The following is a 22544-nucleotide window of genomic DNA, read 5'->3' as shown; positions in this document are numbered from 1 at the left end:
GCACGTTAGGTCAGTAGTTCAATTGGTAGAGCGTCGGTCTCCAAAACCGAATGTTGGGGGTTCGAGTCCCTCCTGGCCTGCCACTTTTTTTAAATAAAAAAGCTTAATTCTGGCTGAGTTGTCATATAATAAGTCGCGAATTCTACGACGAGTAAAAAAATGTCGAATGATAAATCGCGTGACGCATTAAGCGACGCGCCAATCCCTCAAAGAAATAATGTTGCAGAAGTTGTAAGTTCTGGCTCACCGTTAGATGTTGTCTTGTGGTTGATTGCTATAGCTTTATTAGTCGGTTCAGCATTGGTAAATCAGCATTTACCTGCCTATTGGGCACCAGCAAATGATATTTGGGTGCGTGTTGGGGTGATTTTGGCTTGTGTCGTAGTCGCTTTAGGTTTATTATACGCCACCCATCAAGGCAAAGGCTTTGTGCGTTTATTGCAAGATGCGCGAATTGAACTGCGTCGAGTGACCTGGCCAACAAAACAAGAGACGATCACGACATCGTGGCAAGTTCTCTTAGTTGTACTTGTTGCATCATTGGTTTTATGGTGTTTCGACTACGGGTTAGGTTGGTTTATTAAGTTAATTATTGGGTAAGAACGCGATGAAACGTTGGTATATTATTCATGCCTATTCAGGCTTTGAAAAACAAGTGATGCGTTCGCTTAATGATCGAATTCAGCGTAGTACTGTTGCTGAAAGCTTTGGTGAAGTCCTTGTCCCTACTGAAGAAGTAGTGGAAATGAAGGATGGTAAGAAGCGTAAGTCTGAGCGTAAATTCTTTCCTGGCTATGTATTGGTCGAAATGGAAATGAATGATGATACTTGGCACATTGTTAAAGAGTGTCCAAAAGTTCTTGGTTTTATTGGTGGTACACCAGAGAAACCAGCGCCGATTTCACAACGTGAAGCTGATGCGATCCTTGCTCGTGTGCGTAATACAGGTGAAGCACCTCGTCCTAAGACGATGTTTGAACCTGGTGAAGAATTGCTCGTTGTTGACGGTCCGTTCACTGACTTTAAAGGGGTCGTGGAGGAAGTTCAATACGAAAAGTCACGTTTAACGTTGACGATTAATGTATTTAATCGACCAACTCAGGTTGAACTCGAGTTTCGTCAAGTCGAAAAAACGATTTAATCTGCGTCGGTTGAGAAGCGCCCGATCTGATCGGGCATTGTTGTTCTAACACTTCGGTGTTGTTTAATTTTTTGGGGAGCCTAACGGCGTCTGTACCCAGAGGTAATTTTCAATGGCTAAGAAGATTGACGGCTATATCAAGCTGCAAGTTCCAGCTGGTAAAGCGAATCCATCTCCACCAATTGGTCCTGCTTTAGGTCAACGTGGTGTAAACATCATGGCATTCTGTAAAGAATTCAATGCTGCTACACAAAAACTTGAAGTTGGTTTGCCAATTCCTGTCGTGATTACTGTGTACAACGATAAGTCGTTCACTTTCATCATGAAAACTCCACCTGCATCTATTCTTCTTAAGAAAGCTGCTGGTATTCAAAAGGGTTCTTCTGTACCTAACAAAACTAAAGTTGGTAAGTTGACTCGTGCTCAGTTAGAAGAAATCGCGACTACTAAAGAACCAGATTTAACTGGTGCTGATTTAGACGCTCGTGTGCGTACCATTGCTGGTTCTGCACGTTCTATGGGCTTGGAAGTGGAGCTATAAGACATGGCAAAGTTAACTAAACGTCAAAAAGCCATTGCTGCTGCTGTAGAAGCAAACAAAGTTTACACTTTGGAAGAAGCAGTACAAGTTCTTAACAGCCTTCCAGCTGCGAAGTTCAAAGAATCTTTAGATATCGCTGTAAACCTTGGTGTAGATCCACGTAAATCTGATCAGGTTGTTCGTGGTGCTACAACTTTACCTGCGGGTACTGGTAAAACTGTACGTGTTGCAGTATTTGCTCAAGGTGCTGCTGCTGAAGCTGCGAAAGCTGCTGGTGCTGATGTCGTTGGTTTTGATGACCTTGCTGAAAGCATTCAAGGTGGAAACCTTGATTTCGACGTCGTTATTGCTGCTCCTGATGCAATGCGCGTTGTTGGTAAGTTGGGTACGATTCTTGGTCCACGTGGCTTAATGCCAAACCCTAAAGTGGGTACAGTAACGCCTGACGTTGCTAACGCGGTTAAGAATGCTAAATCTGGTCAAGCACGTTACCGTGTAGACAAAGCGGGTATCATCCACGCTGCTATCGGTCAACTTGGCTTTAGCGAAGAAGCTGTGCGTCAAAACGTTGAAACTTTAATTGCAGACTTGAAAAAATTAAAGCCTGCAACTTCTAAAGGCGTATACGTTAAAAAGATCACTTTGAGCTCAACTATGGGTCCTGGTTTGATCGTTGACGTAAGCAACGTTTCTAAGTAATTAGTAAGAATTTTAAAGCCCTGAAAAGCTCCCTCTCTTTATAGGAGAGGGTTGGGAGAGGTTTTATACCCTCATCCTTACCTTCTCCCTGAGGGAGAAGGGGTTTTTAGGCAAACTTTGAATTGATAAATGAATATTTATCAGCGTCAAAGACCTCAGGCGAGAAATATTTTCGAATATTTTTCTTAATCATCCAGTCTGAGTAGACGCGGTGGTGTGATTTATTCCTCCTCCGCGTGTAAGTCTGAAAAGGCTTACGAATTGGGAGTGCATCTCTATGGGTGCATAAATCACCGTTAGGAGGTTTTACAATGGCTCTTCTTATTGAAGACAAAAAACAGATCGTTGCAGAAGTAAGCGAAGTTGCTTCTAAAGCGTTTTCTGTTGTTGTGGCTAACTATCAAGGTTCAAGCGTAGAGCAATTAACACAACTTCGTGTTGAAGCTCGTAAGCTAGGTGTTACTACACGTATCGTGCGTAATACATTAGCTAAGCGTTCATTTGAAGGTACTCAATTTGATATCTTGAATGACGACCTTGTTGGCCCAACCATTCTCGGTTTCTCAACTTCTGAAGATGACATGGGTGCAGCTGCACGCTTGTTCGAAGAATTTGCGAAAACTAACAAAGCTTTTGAACTTAAAGCTGCTGCATTTGATGGCAAAGTTTATCAAGGTGCTGAAGTTAGTGTAATTGCAAATCTTCCGAACCAAGAAAAAGCGCTTACTATGCTTGCCTCTGTCCTTCAAGCTCCTATTTCGAAATTGGGTCGCCTTATTACGGCACTCAAAGAGAAAAACGAGTCAGAAGCGGCTTAATCCTACTTTCACACCATTCAATATCCATTTGGAGTTATTCTCATGGCTTTAACAAACGAAGAAATCTTAAACGCAGTTGCTGAAAAAACTGTTCTTGAACTTGTTGAATTAATCTCTGCTTTCGAAGAGAAATTTAACGTATCTGCTGCTGCTGTTGCTGTAGCTGCTGCTCCAGGCGCTGCTGCTGCTGCTGAAGAACAAACTGAATTCAACGTTGAGTTGACTTCTTTCGGTGCTAACAAAGTTGCTGTAATTAAAGCAGTTCGTGAAGCTACTGGTCTTGGTCTTAAAGAAGCTAAAGATCTTGTTGAAGGCGCTCCTGCAGTTCTTAAAGAAGGCGTTTCTAAAGAAGAAGGCGAAGAACTTAAGAAGAAGCTTGAAGAAGCTGGTGCTACAGTTACACTTAAGTAATGCTGTAGGGAGTCGATTTTTTGAAAATCGGCTCCAAAAAATGGCTGATGGCTCTTGGGTCATCAGCCTTTTTGCGTTACAATAATCGGCTCGCTTTTTGTTAGTTTTACGTTTAGCGTGCGTATTATTTGAACAAAATACATGAAATCAAACGCTTACCAATATTTTTTTGCTTATAAAAATATTGTTAAGCGTTTTAATACCACTAAAAATTGCAGCATTTGTAAACAGTGGTGGCCATATCGGCCTGCGTAATTCCTTCTAGACCCGTTCTGCAGGCGGGTTTAGTTTACTTTCCGAGGACTCCAGATGGCATACTCATATACCGAAAAGAAACGGATCCGTAAGAATTTTGGTAAATTGCCCCACGTAATGGAAGCACCGTACTTACTTTCGATTCAGGTCGATTCGTACCGTACATTCTTACAAGGCGGTAAAACTCCAAAAAATCGCGAAGATATCGGTCTCCAAGCCGCATTTCGTTCAGTTTTTCCTATTGAAAGTTATTCTGGCAATGCTGCTTTAGAATTTGTTGAGTATAGTCTTGGTAAGCCTGAGTTTGACGTACGTGAATGTATTTTACGTGGTTCAACTTATGCAGCACCAATGCGCGTAAAAATTCGTTTGATCATTAAAGATCGTGAAACGAAATCAATTAAAGACGTTCGTGAACAAGAAGTTTACATGGGTGAAATGCCACTCATGACCGATAACGGTACTTTCGTTATCAACGGTACAGAGCGTGTAATCGTATCTCAATTACACCGTTCACCAGGCGTATTCTTTGACCATGATAAGGGTAAAACCCACTCAAGCGGTAAAGTGTTGTATTCAGCACGTATTATTCCTTACCGTGGTTCATGGTTAGACTTTGAATTTGATGCTAAAGATTTAGTCTTTGTACGTATTGACCGTCGTCGTAAATTATTGGCAACGGTGGTTTTACGTGCCTTAAATTACAGCAATGAACAGATCTTGAATTTGTTCTACGAAAAAGTGCCTGTATATCTTGATATGGGTAGCTATCAGATTGACCTTGTTCCAGATCGCTTACGTGGTGAAATGGCGCAATTTGATATCTTGGACAATGATGGTAAAGCGATCGTTGAACAAGGTAAGCGTATTAATGCACGTCACGTACGTCAAATGGAAGCTGCTAACTTAGCGAAGCTTTCTGTACCTGATGAATATTTATATGAGCGTATTACAGCTGAAGACATTCCATTGAAAAATGGCGATGTGATTGCTGCGAATACAGTGCTTAGCCATGAAATCTTGGTGAAATTGGCTGAAGGTGGTGTTAAACAATTTAACATCCTGTTCACCAATGACATCGACCGTGGTTCTTTCGTTGCAGATACATTACGTGCAGATACGACAACAGGCCGTGAAGAAGCGCTTGTTGAAATCTATAAAGTAATGCGTCCAGGCGAGCCACCAACAAAAGAAGCTGCTGAAAACTTATTCAACAACTTGTTCTTCTCTTCTGAGCGTTATGACCTTTCTCCAGTGGGTCGTATGAAGTTCAACCGTCGTTTGGGTCGTCCTTACGAAGTGGGTACAGATCAGAAGTCGCGTGAAGTTGAAGGTATTTTATCGCACGAAGATATTATTGATGTACTGCGTACATTGGTTGAAATCCGTAACGGTAAAGGTGAAGTCGATGATATCGATCACTTGGGTAACCGTCGTGTACGTTCTGTTGGTGAAATGACAGAAAACCAATTCCGTGTTGGTTTAGTCCGTGTTGAACGTGCTGTTAAAGAGCGTTTAAGCCAAGCAGAAACAGATAACTTGTCTCCGCAAGATTTGATCAATGCAAAACCAGTTGCTGCTGCAATCAAAGAATTCTTTGGTTCAAGCCAGTTGTCTCAGTTCATGGATCAAAACAACCCATTGTCTGAGATTACACATAAACGTCGTGTATCTGCGCTTGGTCCTGGTGGTTTGACACGTGAACGTGCGGGCTTTGAAGTACGTGACGTACATCAAACTCACTATGGTCGTGTTTGTCCAATTGAAACGCCTGAAGGTCCAAACATTGGTTTGATCAACTCGCTTTCTGTTTATGCAAAAGCAAACGATTTCGGTTTCTTGGAAACACCTTACCGTAAAGTTGTTGATGGCCGTGTAACTGATGATGTTGAATATTTATCTGCAATTGAAGAAGTAGGGACTGTCATTGCACAGGCCGATTCTGCTGTTGATAAAGATGGTCACCTGACTGAAGAAATGGTTTCTGTACGTCATCAAGGTGAATTCGTACGTATGTCGCCTGAGCGCGTAACACATATGGACGTTTCTGCACAGCAGGTTGTTTCTGTTGCAGCATCATTGATTCCATTCCTTGAACACGATGATGCGAACCGTGCATTGATGGGTTCGAACATGCAACGTCAGGCTGTTCCTACCTTACGTGCTGACAAGCCGCTTGTTGGTACGGGTATGGAAGCAAACGTAGCACGTGACTCTGGCGTGTGTGTGATTGCTGACCGTGGTGGTGCGATTGAATATGTAGATGCATCTCGTATCGTGATTCGTGTAAACGAAGATGAAATGATCGCGGGTGAAGCGGGTGTAGATATCTACAACCTGATCAAATACACACGTTCAAACCAAAATACATGTATCAACCAAAACGTTATCGTAAACTTGGGTGACAAAGTTGCTCGTGGCGATATCTTGGCTGATGGTCCATCGACTGATATGGGTGAACTTGCGCTTGGTCAAAACATGCGCGTCGCGTTCATGACATGGAACGGTTATAACTACGAAGACTCGATCTTACTTTCTGAGCGTGTACTTCAAGAAGACCGTTTAACCTCGATTCACATTCAAGAATTGTCATGTGTAGCGCGTGATACTAAGTTAGGTGCAGAAGAAATTACTGCCGATATTCCTAACGTTGGTGAGGCTGCACTGTCTAAGTTGGATGAGTCTGGTATTGTTTATATCGGTGCTGAAGTAACTGCTGGTGACATCCTTGTTGGTAAGGTAACGCCTAAAGGTGAAACTCAGTTAACACCTGAAGAAAAACTACTTCGCGCAATCTTTGGTGAAAAAGCTGCTGATGTTAAAGACTCTTCTTTACGTGTTCCATCTGGCACTAAAGGTACTGTGATTGACGTTCAAGTCTTCACACGTGATGGTTTGGAAAAAGATGAACGTGCTCAAGCAATTGAGAAAGCTCAGCTTGATGCATACCGTAAAGACTTGAAAGAAGAGTACAAAATCTTCGAAGAAGCAGCACGTGAACGTATTGTTCGTTTGTTGAAAGGTCAAGAGTCTAACGGTGGCGGTTCAACTAAACGCGGTGATAAACTTGCTGAAGACGTATTGTCTGGTTTAGAGCTTGTTGATTTACTTGAAATCCAACCGACTGATGAGGCAATTGCAGAGCGTCTAACTCAAATTCAAGTGTTCTTGAAAGAGAAGAGCTATGAAATTGATGAGAAGTTTGCAGAGAAGAAGCGTAAACTTTCTACAGGTGATGAATTAACCACTGGCGTATTGAAAGTTGTTAAGGTTTACCTTGCGGTTAAACGTCGTATCCAGCCTGGTGATAAAATGGCGGGTCGTCACGGTAACAAAGGTGTTGTGTCAAACATCTTGCCTGTTGAAGACATGCCACACGATGCGAATGGTGTACCAGTCGATATCGTATTGAACCCATTGGGTGTACCGTCACGTATGAACGTGGGTCAGATTCTTGAGACTCACTTAGGTATGGCGGCCAAAGGTCTTGGCGATAAACTTGAAAAAATGTTGAAAGAACAACGTACAGTGTTAGAACTACGTGACTTCTTAGACAAGATTTATAACAAGGTCGGTGGTGAGCAAGAAGAGCTTGATAGCTTAACTGATGCCGAAATCTTGGCGCTTTCAGGTAACTTACGTGCTGGTGTTCCATTAGCAACACCTGTATTTGATGGTGCTGAAGAAAGCCAGATCAAAGACTTACTTGAATTAGCAGACATCTCACGTACAGGTCAAACGGTATTGTTTGACGGACGTACAGGTGAGCAGTTTGATCGTCCTGTAACTGTAGGTTACATGTACATGCTCAAATTGAACCACTTGGTTGATGACAAGATGCATGCGCGTTCAACAGGTTCTTACTCACTTGTTACACAACAGCCGCTTGGTGGTAAAGCACAATTCGGTGGTCAGCGTTTCGGTGAGATGGAAGTATGGGCACTTGAAGCATACGGTGCAGCATATACACTCCAAGAAATGCTCACTGTGAAGTCGGATGACGTCGAAGGTCGTACACGCATCTATAAGAATATTGTAGATGGTAACCATTATATGGATCCGGGTATGCCTGAATCGTTCAACGTATTGACCAAAGAGATCCGTTCTTTAGGTATCAACATTGAACTGAAAAATGGTGACTAAAAAATCTCCCCCAACCCCTCTTTAAGAAAGAGGGGAGAAAGTCCTCCTTTGTAAAGGGGGATTTAGGGGGGATTATAGATTCCCAAATTTCAGTAAAAACAATATTTGTGACCCAGTCGGGTGAGCTTAGCTTCCCGACACACGGAGAAAAAAATTGAAAGACTTGCTCGATATCATGCGTAAGAAAACGGATTCAGAAGGTCATGCACCTGTTGAATTTGACCGTATCCGTATTGGTCTTGCGTCGCCAGAGATGATTAAGTCATGGTCTCACGGTGAAGTTAAAAAGCCTGAAACCATTAACTACCGTACTTTTAAACCTGAACGTGACGGTTTGTTCTGTGCCAAAATTTTTGGTCCAGTAAAAGATTACGAATGCTTGTGTGGTAAATACAAGCGTATGAAATACAAAGGCGTCATTTGTGAAAAATGTGGCGTTGAAGTAACAACTGCGAAAGTTCGTCGTGAACGTATGGGTCACATCGAGCTTGCGTCTCCAGTTGCACACATCTGGTTCTTGAAATCATTACCGAGCCGTATTGGTTTATTACTTGATATGACATTACGTGATATCGAGCGTGTATTGTATTTCGAATCTTATGTTGTTACCGATCCTGGTATGACTCCGTTTGAAAAGTACCAACTTTTAACAGACGAAGAATACTACAATGCACTTGAAGAACACGGCGATGAATTCGCTGCGAAAATGGGTGCAGAGGCAATTCAAGATCTATTGAAAGATATCGATCTTGAAGCAGAGATTACGCGTTTACGTGAAGAAATTCCTCAAACAACCTCTGAGACGAAACTTAAAAAATCGTCTAAGCGTTTGAAATTGATGGAAGCTTTTAACGATTCGAACAACAAGCCAGAATGGATGGTGATGAATGTACTTCCAGTACTTCCACCAGACTTACGTCCGCTTGTACCACTTGAAGGTGGTCGTTTCGCGACTTCTGACTTGAACGATTTATATCGTCGTGTGATTAACCGTAACAACCGTTTGAAGCGTCTTCTTGACCTTGCTGCACCAGACATTATCGTACGTAACGAAAAACGTATGTTACAAGAGTCTGTAGATGCCTTGCTTGATAACGGTCGTCGTGGTCGTGCGATTACAGGTTCGAACAAACGTCCATTGAAATCTTTGGCAGATATGATCAAAGGTAAACAAGGTCGTTTCCGTCAAAACTTACTTGGTAAGCGTGTTGACTATTCTGGTCGTTCGGTAATTACCGTTGGTCCTACTTTACGTCTTCACCAATGTGGTCTTCCGAAGAAGATGGCACTTGAACTATTCAAGCCATTTATTTTCGCGAAACTACAAGCATCTGGCCAAGCAACAACCATTAAAGCTGCGAAGAAAATGGTTGAGCGTGAGACGCCAGAAGTTTGGGACGTTCTTGCATCTGTGATTCGTCAACATCCAGTCATGTTGAACCGTGCGCCAACACTTCACCGTTTAGGTCTTCAAGCATTTGAACCTATTCTGATTGAAGGTAAAGCGATCCGTCTTCACCCACTCGTCTGTGCTGCGTTTAACGCCGACTTCGATGGTGACCAAATGGCGGTACACGTTCCATTGACACTTGAAGCACAGTTAGAAGCGCGTGCGTTGATGATGTCAACCAACAACATCTTGTCACCTGCAAACGGTGAGCCAATCATCGTTCCTTCTCAGGACGTTGTCTTGGGTCTTTACTACATCACACGTGATGCGGTAAATGCCAAAGGTGAAGGCATGGTGTTTGCGGATACACACGAAGTTAACCGTGCCTTAGCGACGGGTAAAGTTGCGATCCATGCACGCGTTAAAGTACGTGTACACCAAACTGTAATCGATGAAAATGGTCAGCGCGAAAAGCAAACCATTATTGTTGATACAACACCAGGTCGTTGCTTATTGTGGGAAGTGGTTCCACAAGGTTTAAGCTTTGAATCGATCAACCTTGAGATGACCAAGAAAAACATCTCTAAGTTAATCAACTCTTGCTACCGTAAACTTGGTTTGAAAGATACTGTAATCTTCGCTGACCAATTGATGTATTTGGGCTTCCGTCAAGCGACGCGTTCAGGTGTATCTGTAGGTATGGAAGACATGCTTATTCCACCTAATAAGCACACTATTATTGACAAAGCTGAAACTGAAGTTCGTGAAATCGAACAACAGTTTGAACAAGGCTTCGTAACTGCGGGTGAGCGCTATAACAAAGTGGTCGATATTTGGGCACGTACCAATGACCAAGTTGCAAAAGCGATGATGGACAACTTGTCTTATACACTTGTGAAAAACAAGCAAGGTGAAGACGAGAAACAGAAGTCATTCAACTCAATTTATATGATGTCTGACTCGGGTGCCCGTGGTAGTGCGGCGCAAATCCGTCAGCTTGCTGGTATGCGTGGTTTGATGGCGAAGCCGGATGGCTCGATCATTGAGACCCCAATTAAAGCAAACTTCCGTGAAGGTTTGACCGTACTTCAGTACTTCATCTCAACACACGGTGCGCGTAAAGGTTTGGCCGATACCGCATTGAAAACTGCGAACTCTGGTTACTTGACTCGTCGTCTTGTCGACGTAGCACAAGATTTAGTTATTACTGAATCTGATTGTGGTACAGCTGGTGGCCTAGTCATGACACCATTCATCCAAGGTGGTGACGTGATCGAACCATTACGCGATCGCGTATTGGGTCGTGTAACTGCTGAAGACGTACGTCGTGCATCTGATGATGAAGTGGTACTTCCACGTGGTACGTTAATTGACGAGAAAATTGCTGCTCAGCTTGAAGAGTCGGGTGTCGATGAAGTTAAAGTACGTTCAGTAATTGCATGTGAATCTGCATTCGGCGTATGTGCGAAATGTTATGGTCGTGATCTAGCACGTGGCCACTTGGTAAACCCAGGTGAATCTGTTGGTGTAATGGCTGCACAGTCAATTGGTGAACCTGGTACACAGTTAACGATGCGTACCTTCCACGTTGGTGGTGCTGCAAGCCGAACTTCTGCTGCAAACAGTGTTCAAGTACGTAACAAAGGTACTGTACGTTTCCACAACGTGAAAACTGTACAACATGCTAAAGGTCACTTGGTGTCAGTTTCACGTTCAGGTGAAATTGGTATTGCGGATGATTTAGGTCGTGAGCGTGAGCGCTATAAACTTCCTTACGGTGCAAGCATCTTGTTGAAAGATGGTGAAGCTGTAGAAGCTGGTGGTATCGTGGCGACTTGGGATCCACATACACATCCACTTGTTACCGAAGTTGCGGGTAAAGCGCGTTTCAGCCAAATCGCTGATGGTGTAACTGCTACTTCTAAGACAGATGATGCAACAGGTATGACCACTGTTGAAATTTTACCTGTAACAGCTCGTCCTGCTTCTGGTAAAGATTTACGTCCTGCAATTGTGTTGGATACAACAGATGGCGGCGAACAGTTCTACTTCTTACCACAAAACACGATCGTAACCGTTCGCGATGGCGCAACGATTGGTGTAGGTGATGTACTTGGTCGTGTACCACAAGAATCTTCACGTACTCGTGATATTACCGGTGGTCTTCCACGCGTAGCTGATTTGTTCGAAGCGCGTAAGCCGAAAGAACATGCAATCTTGGCAGAAGTGTCTGGTATTGTGAGCTTCGGTAAAGAGACCAAAGGTAAGAACCGTTTAGTGATCAGTCCGGATGATGGCTCTGAGATTTATGAAGAGTTAATTCCAAAATGGCGTACGATCAACGTGTTCGAAGGTGAGCATGTGAACCGTGGTGAGACTATTTCTGATGGTCCACAAAACCCACATGACATCTTACGTTTGAAAGGCGAAGTTGCGTTAACGAACTATATCGTGAATGAAGTTCAAGACGTTTACCGTCTCCAAGGGGTAAAAATCAACGATAAGCATATTGAAGTTGTTGTACGTCAAATGTTGCGTAAAGTTGATATCACTGATGGCGGCGATACAAGCTTCATCAAGGGTGAGCAAGTGGATTACATCCGCGTTGTTCAAGAGAACCAAGCTGTCTTGGCTCAGAACAAGTTCCCTGCGAAGTTTGAACGTCTGCTTATGGGTATTACCAAAGCATCGCTTTCTACAGACTCGTTCATTTCTGCTGCATCGTTCCAGGAAACAACACGTGTGTTAACTGAAGCTGCTGTAACAGGTAAAGAAGATGATTTACGTGGCTTGAAAGAAAACGTTGTTGTGGGTCGTTTGATCCCAGCGGGTACAGGTCTTGCGTATCACTTAGAGCGTCGTCGTCAAGAATCAGAAGCTGCTGAATTTGAACTTCATAACGATTTCAGTGAAGTTGATCAAGCATTTAGTCAAGCGTTGAACTCAGACCAGTTCTAAGTCTTAACGAATTAAAAAGGCACCTTCGGGTGCCTTTTTTTGTGGAAAAATAAAGCAGTTGTTACAAAAACACCTTACAGCATCAGTATTTGATTACTTAATCAAAATAAACAGTTCATTAAACAATACTATCCTATGCACATCTGAGGAGAGGAATAGTTCTAATGAAAAAAATGATGATGATTGCAGGTGTCGCTTTAATGTCAAGCACGCTATTTGTGGGTTGCCAGAATGCGAGCCCAGAAAGCAAACGTATTGGTTCTGCTGCAATTGGTGGTGGTGCAGGCGGTGCGGTAGGTAAGCACGTTGGTGGTAATTTGGGTGCTGGTCTTGGTGCTGCAATTGGCGCGGGTGTTGCTGCGAATGCCAAAGGTTCAAATAGTAAAAATACCAGAAACAGTGCGATCGGTGCTGGCTTAGGTGCGGTGATTGGTGGTGCAGTATTGGGTGGTGACTCTGGTGCTGCGGTAGGTGGTGCACTTGGTGGTAGTGCTGGATCTGCTTATGGTGAGAAAAAAGGCAAGTACTAAGCCTGAGCTTAAACTTGCTGATGACAGTGGTGCTGATTTAACTATTTAAATCAGGTTATTTCTATCTCTGTCATTTTAAAGAGCCTCTCTCAGCGATAACACTATGATTGCTGAGAGAGCTTTAATATGAATATCTATTATTTATTTAGCCTATTTGCTATTTGTTTTAAACATTTTGAATAACATCAAATTTTAATTCAGCATATCCCTATTATTTTTAATTTATGTATTTCCCAGCTCATAAGCTGCATTAGCTGGCTTGAGCCGACCATCTACCTTTACAAAATATCAATCGATTGGGACATAGTGATAACACAATGTGATCAAATTCCCCATAAAAGAAGATTATGCTTTTCTATAGAACGTATAGAAGTGAGTATAGTCATGAAAAAAACAATTGGTTTGGTTTCAACTTTAGTGTTATCGGCGGTAATGTTCACGGGCTGTCAAAATATGAGTGCTGCTGATCAGCGTATTGGTACAGCAGCCCTTGGTGGTGCGGTCGGTGGTGGGCTAGGTAACCATGTTGGTGGCGGATTAGGTGCGGGTGTTGGTGCCGCTGCGGGTGCAGGTGTAGGTGCCAATGCGAAGGGTGCGAATAGTAGCTCTACCACCAGTAGCGCGATTGGCGCTGGTATCGGTTCAGTAGTGGGTAAAGCAATCTTTGGTGGTGACTCAGGCGCTGCAATTGGTGGTGCAATCGGTGGTGGTGCTGGTGCCGCAATCCAAGAGAAAAAGAGATAATTTCTGATCATCAGATTCAAAAATGCCTGCAAACGATTGCAGGCATTTTTATGTGAATGGCGCTAAGCACTGGCTTTGGGTTTTTTACGACGGATATAAAGCACTTTTTCGACTTCTGCGATTCGTGTTCCTGCATCATCTACAATATTTAGGGTGTAATGACGTAAAACGGGCTCATGATTCTCTGCCAGTTTTTTGATTTCAGTGATTTCATCGCGACTCAGTTGAATCTCGGCATAAACCGTGTTTCGGCCTGGTGAAAGAAAATTAATGGTGGCACTTTTATCCCAGACAATATATTTATGTCCCAAATGGTGAATTAGAATCAGCATATAAAAGGGGTCAACCATGGAGTATAGACTACCGCCAAAATGCGTCCCGACAATATTTCGATTACGCCGAGTCAGTGGCATTTTGACACGAATGTAATAATCATCTAGATCAATGGTTTCAATCTCAATACCTGCACCGCGATAAGGTGAGTAGTGATTCAGCATAAATTTGGATATTGCGGGAATGGTTCGAATTCTTTTGAAAAAGTCTTTCATGGTCAATTTTTTTTCTTGCAACTCTATTCATACTCCATAAGTATCATTTTTATTGCATCGCTGGCAATGGCTGTTTTATGAACAGCCGATAGAAAACAAAATGGGAAAGAATTATGCAAGCACAAGTCAAAACAGTAACAACATCTGATCAGCAAACGCTTTGTGTTAAAACATGGGGTGATGAGAAAAAAACGCCTTTGGTTTTAGTGCATGGCTATCCAGATAATCAAGAAGTTTGGGAGCCGATCATTGAAAAACTGGTCAATGATTATTAAGTGGTGACTTATGATGTGCGTGGTGCAGGTCTGTCTTCGATTCCTAAGCGTATTAAAGATTACCGTTTGCCGCGTTTATCATTAGACTTGCAAGAGGTGGTGGATCACGTTCTTCCAAATCGTAATTTCCATATGGCAGCACATGATTGGGGTTCATTACAGTCTTGGGAATCTGCAACAGAACCAAAATTAAAAGGCCGCTTATTGTCTTATACCACCATTTCAGGTCCTTGTTTGGATCATGCTTCTTTGTATTTACGTGAGAAATTTAAATCTGCGCCAAGCAATGTATTAAAAATTCTGACCAAATCTTGGTATATCGGTGCATTCCACTTACCCCTTGTGGCACCAACAGTATGGACTTTCTTTAGTCCTGAGAAATGGGGCAAGATTTTGAGTGGTTTAGAGAAGAAGAAGGATTTACCATTGAATGCCAATATTGTGGCGGATGGTAAATATGGGATTAACCTGTATCGCGCCAACTTTATTCCTTCGTTGACTCAACCACGTCAACGCTATGCACAATGTCCTGTACAGGCGATTGTGTTAAAACGCGATGCGTTTGTCAGTCCAGAGTACATTACTGAATCGATGCCAAAATGGGTAGAAAAATTTGAGTATGTTGAACTCGATGCCAACCATTGGGCAGTATTGAGTCAGCCAGAAAAAATTGCTGAACTGATCCGTCAATTCGTGCAACGCCAAGCTGCTTAATGCTTTAGTGGATTTATTAAGCTAAAAATCACTTGAGATGCAGCACAATTCGGCGATATTTTCAGCTTCATGATCATGAATCTGCTAGAATGTCGCCTTTTCTTTGCTCCTGAATTTGTTCATGAATGCTGTCGTAATTGCGATTGCCGTGATGTTTATCTTGTCACTGGCACGAGTTTCTGTTGTTCTCACTTTGGTGATTTCAGCCATTATTGGAGGCTTGGTCGCTGGTCTAAGTCTTTCTCAAACTGTAGAAGCATTTAATGCTGGCTTAGGCGATGGTGCTGAAGTTGCTTTGGCTTATGCGGTATTAGGTGCATTTGCATTAGCACTTTCAAAGTCTGGATTGCCCGATTTACTTGCACATAAACTGATTGGTTTATTGGGGATGGAAGCAGGTAAAAATCAACAGAAAAAGGTGAAATATCTGTTATTAACCATTCTGCTGATTGCTGCAATCTTCTCTCAAAACCTGATTCCTGTGCATATCGCGTTTATTCCAGTCTTGGTTCCACCTTTATTAAAAGTGATGAATCATTTAAAGCTGGATCGTCGAGCGGCAGCATGTGTGATGACATTAGGTCTAGTCGGGACCTATATTTTCCTGCCAGTTGGCTTTGGTGCGATTTTTCTTGAACAGATTCTGATGGGCAATATCAACAAGATTGGCGCGGCTTACGGCTTGCATGTTGAACGGGGCATGATGCCAATCGGTATGGCGATTCCAGTTTTAGGAATGGTAATCGGTACTTTAGTTGCGGTATTTATTAGCTATCGTAAGCCACGTATTTATGTGGATCGTTCAATTACGCCTGTCAAAACCATTGACCTAGACAAGCCACTGAAAGTCACCACACAAGCAGAATATGATCTCAAAGCTGATGCTGAAGAACTCAAACAAGAAGCTGAGAATGTACCTTATATCTCCAAGAAAACCATGTTTATGGCGGTGCTGGCGATCGGTTTAACTCTGGTTGCACAGCTGTACTCAGGTTCGATGATTCTTGGTGGTTTAGTCGGCTTTGCTGTGTTATCTGCTTCTGGAATTTTTAAATGGCAAGATGCTGATGACGTATTTGTACAAGGCATGCGTATGATGGCGCTGGTGGGCTTTATCATGATCTCTGCGGCAGGTTTTGCCTCAGTGATGACCCATACAGGCGATATCACGCATCTGGTCAATGGCGTGGTGCATATCATTGGTGATAACCATGCATTAGCTGCGTTCCTGATGCTCTTTATCGGTTTATTCGTGACGATTGGTATTGGTTCATCGTTCTCAAGTGTGCCTGTGCTGGCGGTGATTTACGTGCCTTTGTGCGTACAGTTTGGCTTCTCACCATTGGCAACGATTGCACTCATTGGCACCGCTGCGGCATTAGGTGATGCGGGTTCACCTGCATCTGATTCGACCTTAGGACCAACAGCTGGTTTAGGTGTAGATGGTCAACATGATCACATTTGGGATACAGTTGTGCCGACTTTTATACATTTTAATATCCCGTTGCTTATTTTTGGCTGGATTGCCGCAATGATTTTATAATGCAAATGGCTCGTTAAGAGCCATTTTTTATGCATAATTATTTTAGTAATTAAAATATAAAAAATACCAGTATTTGACATTTTTTGTCTCTTTTTTAATCTAATTTTATAATGTATTTTTAATATTAAGTTTTGCGTAATTATATTTTTAAATTCATCTAAATAGAATTTTTCTAAAAACTTTATTTAATATTATGAATTGTGGTATTCTGATCAAAATACTAGGTTTTATAGTGGTTTAAGTGGACTAAAATAGTCTGAATTAATAAATATTACATATTTTAACAATTATATTTTATTAATATTCAATATATTACAAAATGTATTTAAATAGTCGGAATTAATAAGTATTGCATAATGTAAAAACCCGTGCCTATTATGTTGAACAAGAACATAAATTGTTAAAGAGGTTGTTTTAATGTTAAAGAAAGCATTGGTTGTCGCATTATTGGGGTTATCTTCAACTGCATTTGCAGGGGGCTTTCAAGTTAAAGTGGGTGCGAGTGTTATTAACCCAACTGCGGATACAACGTTGGCCCCAGGTGCAACGGTTAAAGGTGATGATGAGTTTGCATTTACACCGTCAGTTGAATATTTTTTTGGTGAAACACCGTTCTCAGCGGAATTATTATTAGCAACTCCAATTAACCATGACGTATTATTAAATGGTGAAAAAGTTGCTAGTGTTCGTCAATTACCACCAACGATTACAGCAAAATATAATTTCAAAAACTCAACTCGCTTTACACCTTACATCGGTGTGGGTGGTACAGCCTTCATCCCTTGGAATGAAAAGGGCGTAGCGAAAGATGTGAAAGAAGCATTTGGCTTTGCTGGTCAGCTGGGTTTTAACTTCCAACCTGCAGATGCTAAAAACTGGGGTGTTTATGTCGATGTACGTTACGCAGATATTAGCCCAGAAGTGACATTGGTTGATGGGACTAAATTTGATTTAGATCTCAATCCAGTGGTGTATACATTAGGTTATAGCTACAAATTCTAAGTCAGTGAATGATTGAAGAACCTCACCTTGTGTGAGGTTTTTTATTTTTGCAATTTGAATATAAAACCGATACAGGCCTCAACACTTGAGTTTTGTATGCTGAGACATAAGCTTAAATAAAAGTGAATGATCCATGATGAAAAAATTGATAACGACAGCATTATTACTGACACCCTTATTTTTTTTATCCCAAGCTCAGGCAGCCAGTTTCTCTTGTAAAGCTGCGAAGCTAAAAGCTGAGCAACAGATCTGCAATGACCGCAGTTTAAATGATGCTGATGTCAAACTCGCAACCACCTACCAAATTATTCTGCATGCTTTACCGATGGGTGGGCGTGATGCAGAGAAAGATCAACAATTTAAATGGCTAAAACAACGTAATTCCTGTGCTGCCAATAGTCCTTGTCTGAAGCGTGCTTATGCACAAAGACAGCAACAGTTAGATCAACTTCTACAAACACGTGTCTTGAGCCAAGGCCCATTCTAATTGTAACTTTTGTGCGATTTTTAGCTTAAAAATAAGCATCAAGGATTGAAAAATCCAAGATATGCACCATTCATAAATCATTCCAAGATATAAGCACAGATAAGGAGTGATTTATGAGTGAGCAAGTCGCACAGAATTATAGTTTCCAAGCTGAGGTTGCTCAGTTATTGCATTTAGTGACCCATTCACTGTATTCCAACCCTGAAATTTTCTTACGTGAATTGATTTCAAATGCATCGGATGCTTGCGATAAGTTACGTTTTGAAGGGATTAATCACCCTGAATATTATGAAAATGATCCAGATTTACGTGTTCGCGTCAGCTTGGATAAAGATAATAAAACCTTAACGATTTCAGATAACGGGATTGGTCTGAGCCAGCAAGAAGCCATTGATAACCTAGGGACCATTGCAAAGTCAGGTACTAAAGACTTTATGTCTAAACTGACAGGTGACCAAAAGTCAGATGCCCAGTTGATTGGTCAGTTTGGTGTTGGTTTCTATTCAGGTTTTATTGTTGCCGATAAAATTACCGTTGAATCGCGTCGTGCAGGGCTGGATGCAGCTGAAGCCGTGCGTTGGATCAGTGGTGGTACGGGTGAATTTGAAGTTCAAACGATTGAGAAAGCAACGCGTGGTACGGATATCATCTTGCATTTACGTGATGATGCACTGGATTATTTAGAGTCGTGGAAAGTTAAACAAATCATCAATAAATATTCTGACCACATCAGCTTGCCAATCGAAATGCAAAAAGAAGTTTGGCAAGAGGAAGAGGTCGCTGAAGGTGAAGAACCGAAAGGCGGCCAAATGGTGAAGACGGATGAATGGGAAGCGATTAACTCAGCCAGTGCGTTATGGACGCGTAACAAGAGTGAAATCACTGATGAACAATACATCGAGTTTTATAAAAACCTGAGCCACGATTTTGCAGAACCTTTGGCATGGGCACATAACCGTGTCGAAGGTAGCACTGAATATACTCAGTTGCTGTATATCCCAAGTCAGGCCAAACAGGATTTGTTTACTCGCGAAGCAAAAGCAGGCATCAAGCTGTATGTAAAACGCGTATTTATCTTGGATGAAGCAGATAACCTGATTCCAAACTACTTACGTTTCGTACAAGGTGTGGTCGACAGTGCGGATTTACCGCTGAACGTCAGCCGTGAACTTTTACAAGAAAGCCGTGATGTAAAAACCATTCGTGAAGGTAATGCGCGCCGTGTATTGACCTTACTGGATGGTTTGGCAAAATCTGAAGATGAGAAAGACCAAGAAAAATTTAAAACCTTCTACACTGAATTTGGCTCAGTATTGAAAGAAGGTTTAGGTGAAGACACGGGCAATCGTGAACGTATCTTAAAATTATTGCGTTATGCAACTTCAAATCATGATGAGATAAGTACTTCTTTTGCTGATTATAAGTCACGCATGAAAGAAGGGCAGAAAGCGATTTATTACGTGACTGCAGATAGTTTAACCGCTGCGAAAAATTCGCCACAACTTGAAGTGTTCAAGAAAAAAGGCATTGAAGTGTTATTGATGGCGGACCGTGTTGACGAGTGGGCCATGAACTTTGTATTTGAGTTCGATGGTACGCCATTGCAGAACGTGTCTAAAGGTGCAGTCGATCTCGGTGATCTACAAGATGCTGAAGAGAAAAAGGCCTTAGAGCAAGCGGCTGAACAGTTTAAGCCAGTGGTGGATCGTTTAAGTAGCTCGTTAAAAGATAAAACCAAAGAAGTCCGTGTGACGACGCGTTTGGTGGATTCTCCTGCATGCTTAGTCACCAGTGAAGGGGAGCTTTCACCACAGCTGATTCGTATGTTGAAACAAGCAGGGCAAGCTGTTCCTGAAATTAAGCCTACTTTGGAAATCAACCCTGAGCATCCTTTGGTGAAAAAATTAGAGAACTCAGCGCAGTTTGACGATTTAGCCAATGTGATCTTTGATCAGGCTGTGATTGCAGAAGGTGGCTTACCAGAAGATCCAGCAGCTTATGTTAAACGTATTAATAGCTTGTTATTGAAATAAGTATTCTGATCACAAAAAACCTCTGCTTCGGCGGAGGTTTTTTTATATGTATGGATAACTTTAAAGTTATCCACAGTGGTGTTGTTATTTTCATCAGAAGTGAGCTTCAAAGCTCATTTGATAGCTGAAATGATTGTCCTGTTTATCGGCCGGAACATTTAAATAATTCAAATCATTTTGCATATACAGCCAGTTACGCCAAATCGGACGTTTCCAAGAAAAATAAGGTCCCCATTGATTGACTCGGAGTTCTTTCTTTTCATAATCACCTTCACTAACAATGCCATAGCTGAGGTTATCGTTGGAGAGCAAATGCAATTTTTGGAAAGTCCGATTTCGCCAAGTGTAGTCTTCATCTTGGGTCTTCGACAGATTGAATTGAGTCGACAATAGTGCCTGTTGCTGAAACTTCTGGGTTAAATTTAGGTTGGTTTCGGCATAGTTTTTACTGCTTGAGCCATAACGAAAGATTTGTGCCGTATCCAGATTCAGTCCTGAATGTAAGTTCCATTGCTTCTTGGCAAGAAATTGCACATAAATATCAGTATTGGAGTTCGAACCTAAGTCCAGATCATTGTTAAAGGGTAACCAGCTTGAAATCGTACTCCAGCTCGCGCTGACGGGATTGGGCGTATTGATATTTTTATGCGGTGGATGCTTGCTGGTTTTACCAAGCTTTTTTAGGAGTGGCGGCTGTTGTGCACGTTGCCATAATGAGTCTTCACCAAAAACGGCCATCAATTCCTGACTTAGTTGTGCATCACTGAGCTGATCTTCAGGCCTTTCTGTTGCCACATCGCAAGCAAGCGTTTTTGTGGCTTGTTTCTGAGTGTGAGGATGCCGAGTCTTTTGATCTAAAAATATATGTGATGCGCGGGTGAAATGCCGGCTGAGCGGTAAGAACATTGGAAAGAAGGGTGTAAGTAGCTCACCGAGGCAAAGGTTGCCTACAATCAATAAATACACAGCCAAAGCGTATCGTTGATCCATGTTAACGTGAAGAAAAATAAAAGAAAACAAGCATAGCAGTTTAAGCTTAATCATTTATTTACTGGACTTCATTTTTTTTTAAATAAAAATGCCCAATCGGAATTCCAACTGGGCATCAAGACAGATCATTTCAGTACTAGAATAAAGTCTCGAGTCGGACGAAAGTACTGACAAAATGATTACGGTCTTCTCGATGATCATTAAAATAATTCAGATCGCCTTGTACATAGAACCATTCACGCCAAAGCGGTTGTCGCCAGGACACAAAAGGTCCCCAACTATTTAAACGGAGTTCATCTTTGTTGTAGTAGCCACCAGTATAAATGCCATAATTGAAGTTGTTATGCGCAAAGAACTGGTGTTGACGGAAAAGACGGTTATCCCACCATAGATCATCATCCTGCTTGTCCGCGTAGGTCAAACTGAACTGATTGGAGATAAAGGGTTGATTCGGACGCGCGTGGATCAACTCTAAATTGGTGCGCAGATAATTTTCACTTTTGCTGCCATAGCGATAAATTTGTTCTGCATTAAAGCGGAAATCATTGCGTAGATCCCAATGTTTTTCCGCTCTTAGGCGGGCATAAATATCACTGCCTGAACGGATACCAAGGTCAGCATCTGTTTCAAAAGGCAGCTTCTTGGAAAAATTTGACCAACGTAAGGCTAAGGATCCGTTACTGTCTCGGGTTTGTTTGGAGTCAAACTTTTTATCCGGATCTGAATTGGGCTGGTTATTGGTATTGGCAACATTATTTTTAAACTCGTCGTCTAAAGAGTCATCACCAAACACCACACTGACTTTTTTTTCTAAGGTTGGTAATTTAATTTTACCGCGAATACGTGGCTTGATTTCATAACCATCATGTTCGTTCCAGTAGTTATCCAGCATCACTCGGATAGTGGCTGAGGCTGGATTTTCAGGATCGACATCGCCAAACCAATCATCAATTTTGACCGAGGTACGATCCGCCCATTCACGGATACTGCGTTGTTTTTTATCCGCCCAAGTTCTGTTTTCAGTTTCGGCAGTCGTAGGGACTGTGGATTGATTGGATTGTGCAGGAAAGATCGTTGGCGTGGCATCAACCCAGCGTGGAATATAGTCCAATGCATTCTCATCGCTATTTACTGTGGTCGCATTCGTAGCAGAATTCGGCTGCTGGTTTTGAGCGTTGGTTTCTGCGTTGGTAACACTCAACGTACCCAGTGAAAGTGTTAGCAAAGCAAAAAAGATACGTGTCGGTACCATTTGCTGTAAATTATTCATAATGAAGGCTTATATATTGTTCTTGTGTTAACTTTTGATGATTGAGGCAATA

17 protein-coding genes, 1 tRNA gene and 1 pseudogene are annotated in these 22544 nt (G+C 42.0%); 16 read left to right on the top strand and 3 right to left on the bottom strand.

Translation table 11 applies throughout. The annotated features are described in order from the left end of the window. Positions 1 to 7 precede the first annotated feature (7 nt). The 11 genes from F902_RS01645 (at position 8) to F902_RS01595 (ending at position 13630) form a co-directional block, all read left to right on the top strand. Positions 8 to 83 (top strand) — tRNA-Trp (locus F902_RS01645). 76 nt (positions 84 to 159) lie between these two features. Beyond that, the gene (gene secE, locus F902_RS01640) at positions 160 to 600 is read left to right on the top strand and encodes a preprotein translocase subunit SecE (RefSeq protein WP_004802225.1); all 441 of its coding nucleotides are present in this window, start codon (positions 160 to 162) and stop codon (positions 598 to 600) included. A 7-nt stretch (positions 601 to 607) separates the two neighbouring features. Further along, positions 608 to 1141, top strand: coding sequence for a transcription termination/antitermination protein NusG (nusG, locus tag F902_RS01635; RefSeq protein ID WP_004802226.1), 534 nt, complete (start codon positions 608 to 610; stop codon positions 1139 to 1141). A 112-nt stretch (positions 1142 to 1253) separates the two neighbouring features. After that, on the top strand, positions 1254 to 1682 hold the full coding sequence (gene rplK / locus F902_RS01630; protein WP_004637639.1) for a 50S ribosomal protein L11: 429 nt from the start codon (positions 1254 to 1256) through the stop codon (positions 1680 to 1682). 3 nt (positions 1683 to 1685) lie between these two features. Continuing rightward, positions 1686 to 2381, top strand: coding sequence for a 50S ribosomal protein L1 (gene rplA, locus F902_RS01625; protein ID WP_005200547.1), 696 nt, complete (start codon positions 1686 to 1688; stop codon positions 2379 to 2381). Positions 2382 to 2692: 311 nt separating this feature from the next. Then, a complete protein-coding gene (gene rplJ, locus F902_RS01620; protein WP_004656288.1) occupies positions 2693 to 3199 on the top strand; it encodes a 50S ribosomal protein L10 in 507 nt (168 codons plus the stop codon). A 42-nt stretch (positions 3200 to 3241) separates the two neighbouring features. After that, entirely contained in the window at positions 3242 to 3610 is a 369-nt protein-coding gene (gene rplL, locus F902_RS01615; RefSeq protein ID WP_004656287.1) for a 50S ribosomal protein L7/L12, read from the top strand. Between the two features lie 309 nt (positions 3611 to 3919). Then, entirely contained in the window at positions 3920 to 8008 is a 4089-nt protein-coding gene (gene rpoB / locus F902_RS01610) for a DNA-directed RNA polymerase subunit beta (protein WP_004802234.1), read from the top strand. Positions 8009 to 8162: 154 nt separating this feature from the next. Beyond that, complete coding sequence (gene rpoC / locus F902_RS01605; protein ID WP_004802235.1) at positions 8163 to 12356, top strand: DNA-directed RNA polymerase subunit beta'; 4194 nt, start codon at positions 8163 to 8165, stop codon at positions 12354 to 12356. 164 nt (positions 12357 to 12520) lie between these two features. Beyond that, positions 12521 to 12886: a hypothetical protein gene (locus F902_RS01600; protein WP_005200545.1), complete on the top strand. Its 366-nt coding sequence runs from the start codon at positions 12521 to 12523 to the stop codon at positions 12884 to 12886. Between the two features lie 384 nt (positions 12887 to 13270). Continuing rightward, positions 13271 to 13630, top strand: coding sequence for a YMGG-like glycine zipper-containing protein (locus F902_RS01595; RefSeq protein ID WP_004802240.1), 360 nt, complete (start codon positions 13271 to 13273; stop codon positions 13628 to 13630). A gap of 62 nt (positions 13631 to 13692) precedes the next feature. On the opposite strand, the gene F902_RS01590 is transcribed toward F902_RS01595, so the two are convergent. After that, positions 13693 to 14178: a DUF4442 domain-containing protein gene (locus tag F902_RS01590; protein ID WP_026057579.1), complete on the bottom strand. Its 486-nt coding sequence runs from the start codon at positions 14176 to 14178 to the stop codon at positions 13693 to 13695. 113 nt (positions 14179 to 14291) lie between these two features. Here F902_RS01590 and F902_RS01585 point away from each other — a divergent pair. From F902_RS01585 to htpG, 5 genes and pseudogenes are all read left to right on the top strand, one after another. Beyond that, positions 14292 to 15167, top strand: a pseudogene (locus F902_RS01585) (alpha/beta fold hydrolase). A 121-nt stretch (positions 15168 to 15288) separates the two neighbouring features. Then, positions 15289 to 16710, top strand: coding sequence for a Na+/H+ antiporter family protein (locus tag F902_RS01580; protein WP_004802246.1), 1422 nt, complete (start codon positions 15289 to 15291; stop codon positions 16708 to 16710). 417 nt (positions 16711 to 17127) lie between these two features. Next, the gene (locus tag F902_RS01575; protein ID WP_004802248.1) at positions 17128 to 17712 is read left to right on the top strand and encodes an OmpW/AlkL family protein; all 585 of its coding nucleotides are present in this window, start codon (positions 17128 to 17130) and stop codon (positions 17710 to 17712) included. Between the two features lie 136 nt (positions 17713 to 17848). Continuing rightward, the gene (locus F902_RS01570) at positions 17849 to 18199 is read left to right on the top strand and encodes a lysozyme inhibitor LprI family protein (RefSeq protein ID WP_017402445.1); all 351 of its coding nucleotides are present in this window, start codon (positions 17849 to 17851) and stop codon (positions 18197 to 18199) included. Positions 18200 to 18312: 113 nt separating this feature from the next. Then, positions 18313 to 20232, top strand: coding sequence for a molecular chaperone HtpG (gene htpG, locus F902_RS01565; protein ID WP_005200537.1), 1920 nt, complete (start codon positions 18313 to 18315; stop codon positions 20230 to 20232). A 93-nt stretch (positions 20233 to 20325) separates the two neighbouring features. On the opposite strand, the gene F902_RS01560 is transcribed toward htpG, so the two are convergent. Both F902_RS01560 and F902_RS01555 read right to left on the bottom strand, forming a co-directional pair. Next, the gene (locus F902_RS01560) at positions 20326 to 21222 is read right to left on the bottom strand and encodes a hypothetical protein (protein WP_005200535.1); all 897 of its coding nucleotides are present in this window, start codon (positions 21220 to 21222) and stop codon (positions 20326 to 20328) included. Between the two features lie 136 nt (positions 21223 to 21358). Continuing rightward, the gene (locus F902_RS01555; RefSeq protein WP_005200533.1) at positions 21359 to 22492 is read right to left on the bottom strand and encodes a hypothetical protein; all 1134 of its coding nucleotides are present in this window, start codon (positions 22490 to 22492) and stop codon (positions 21359 to 21361) included. Positions 22493 to 22544: the final 52 nt, after the last annotated feature.

Source organism: Acinetobacter higginsii, assembly GCF_000369525.1.
GTDB classification, from domain to species: domain Bacteria; phylum Pseudomonadota; class Gammaproteobacteria; order Pseudomonadales; family Moraxellaceae; genus Acinetobacter; species Acinetobacter higginsii.
This window is presented reverse-complemented; position numbering and strand designations above follow the sequence as displayed.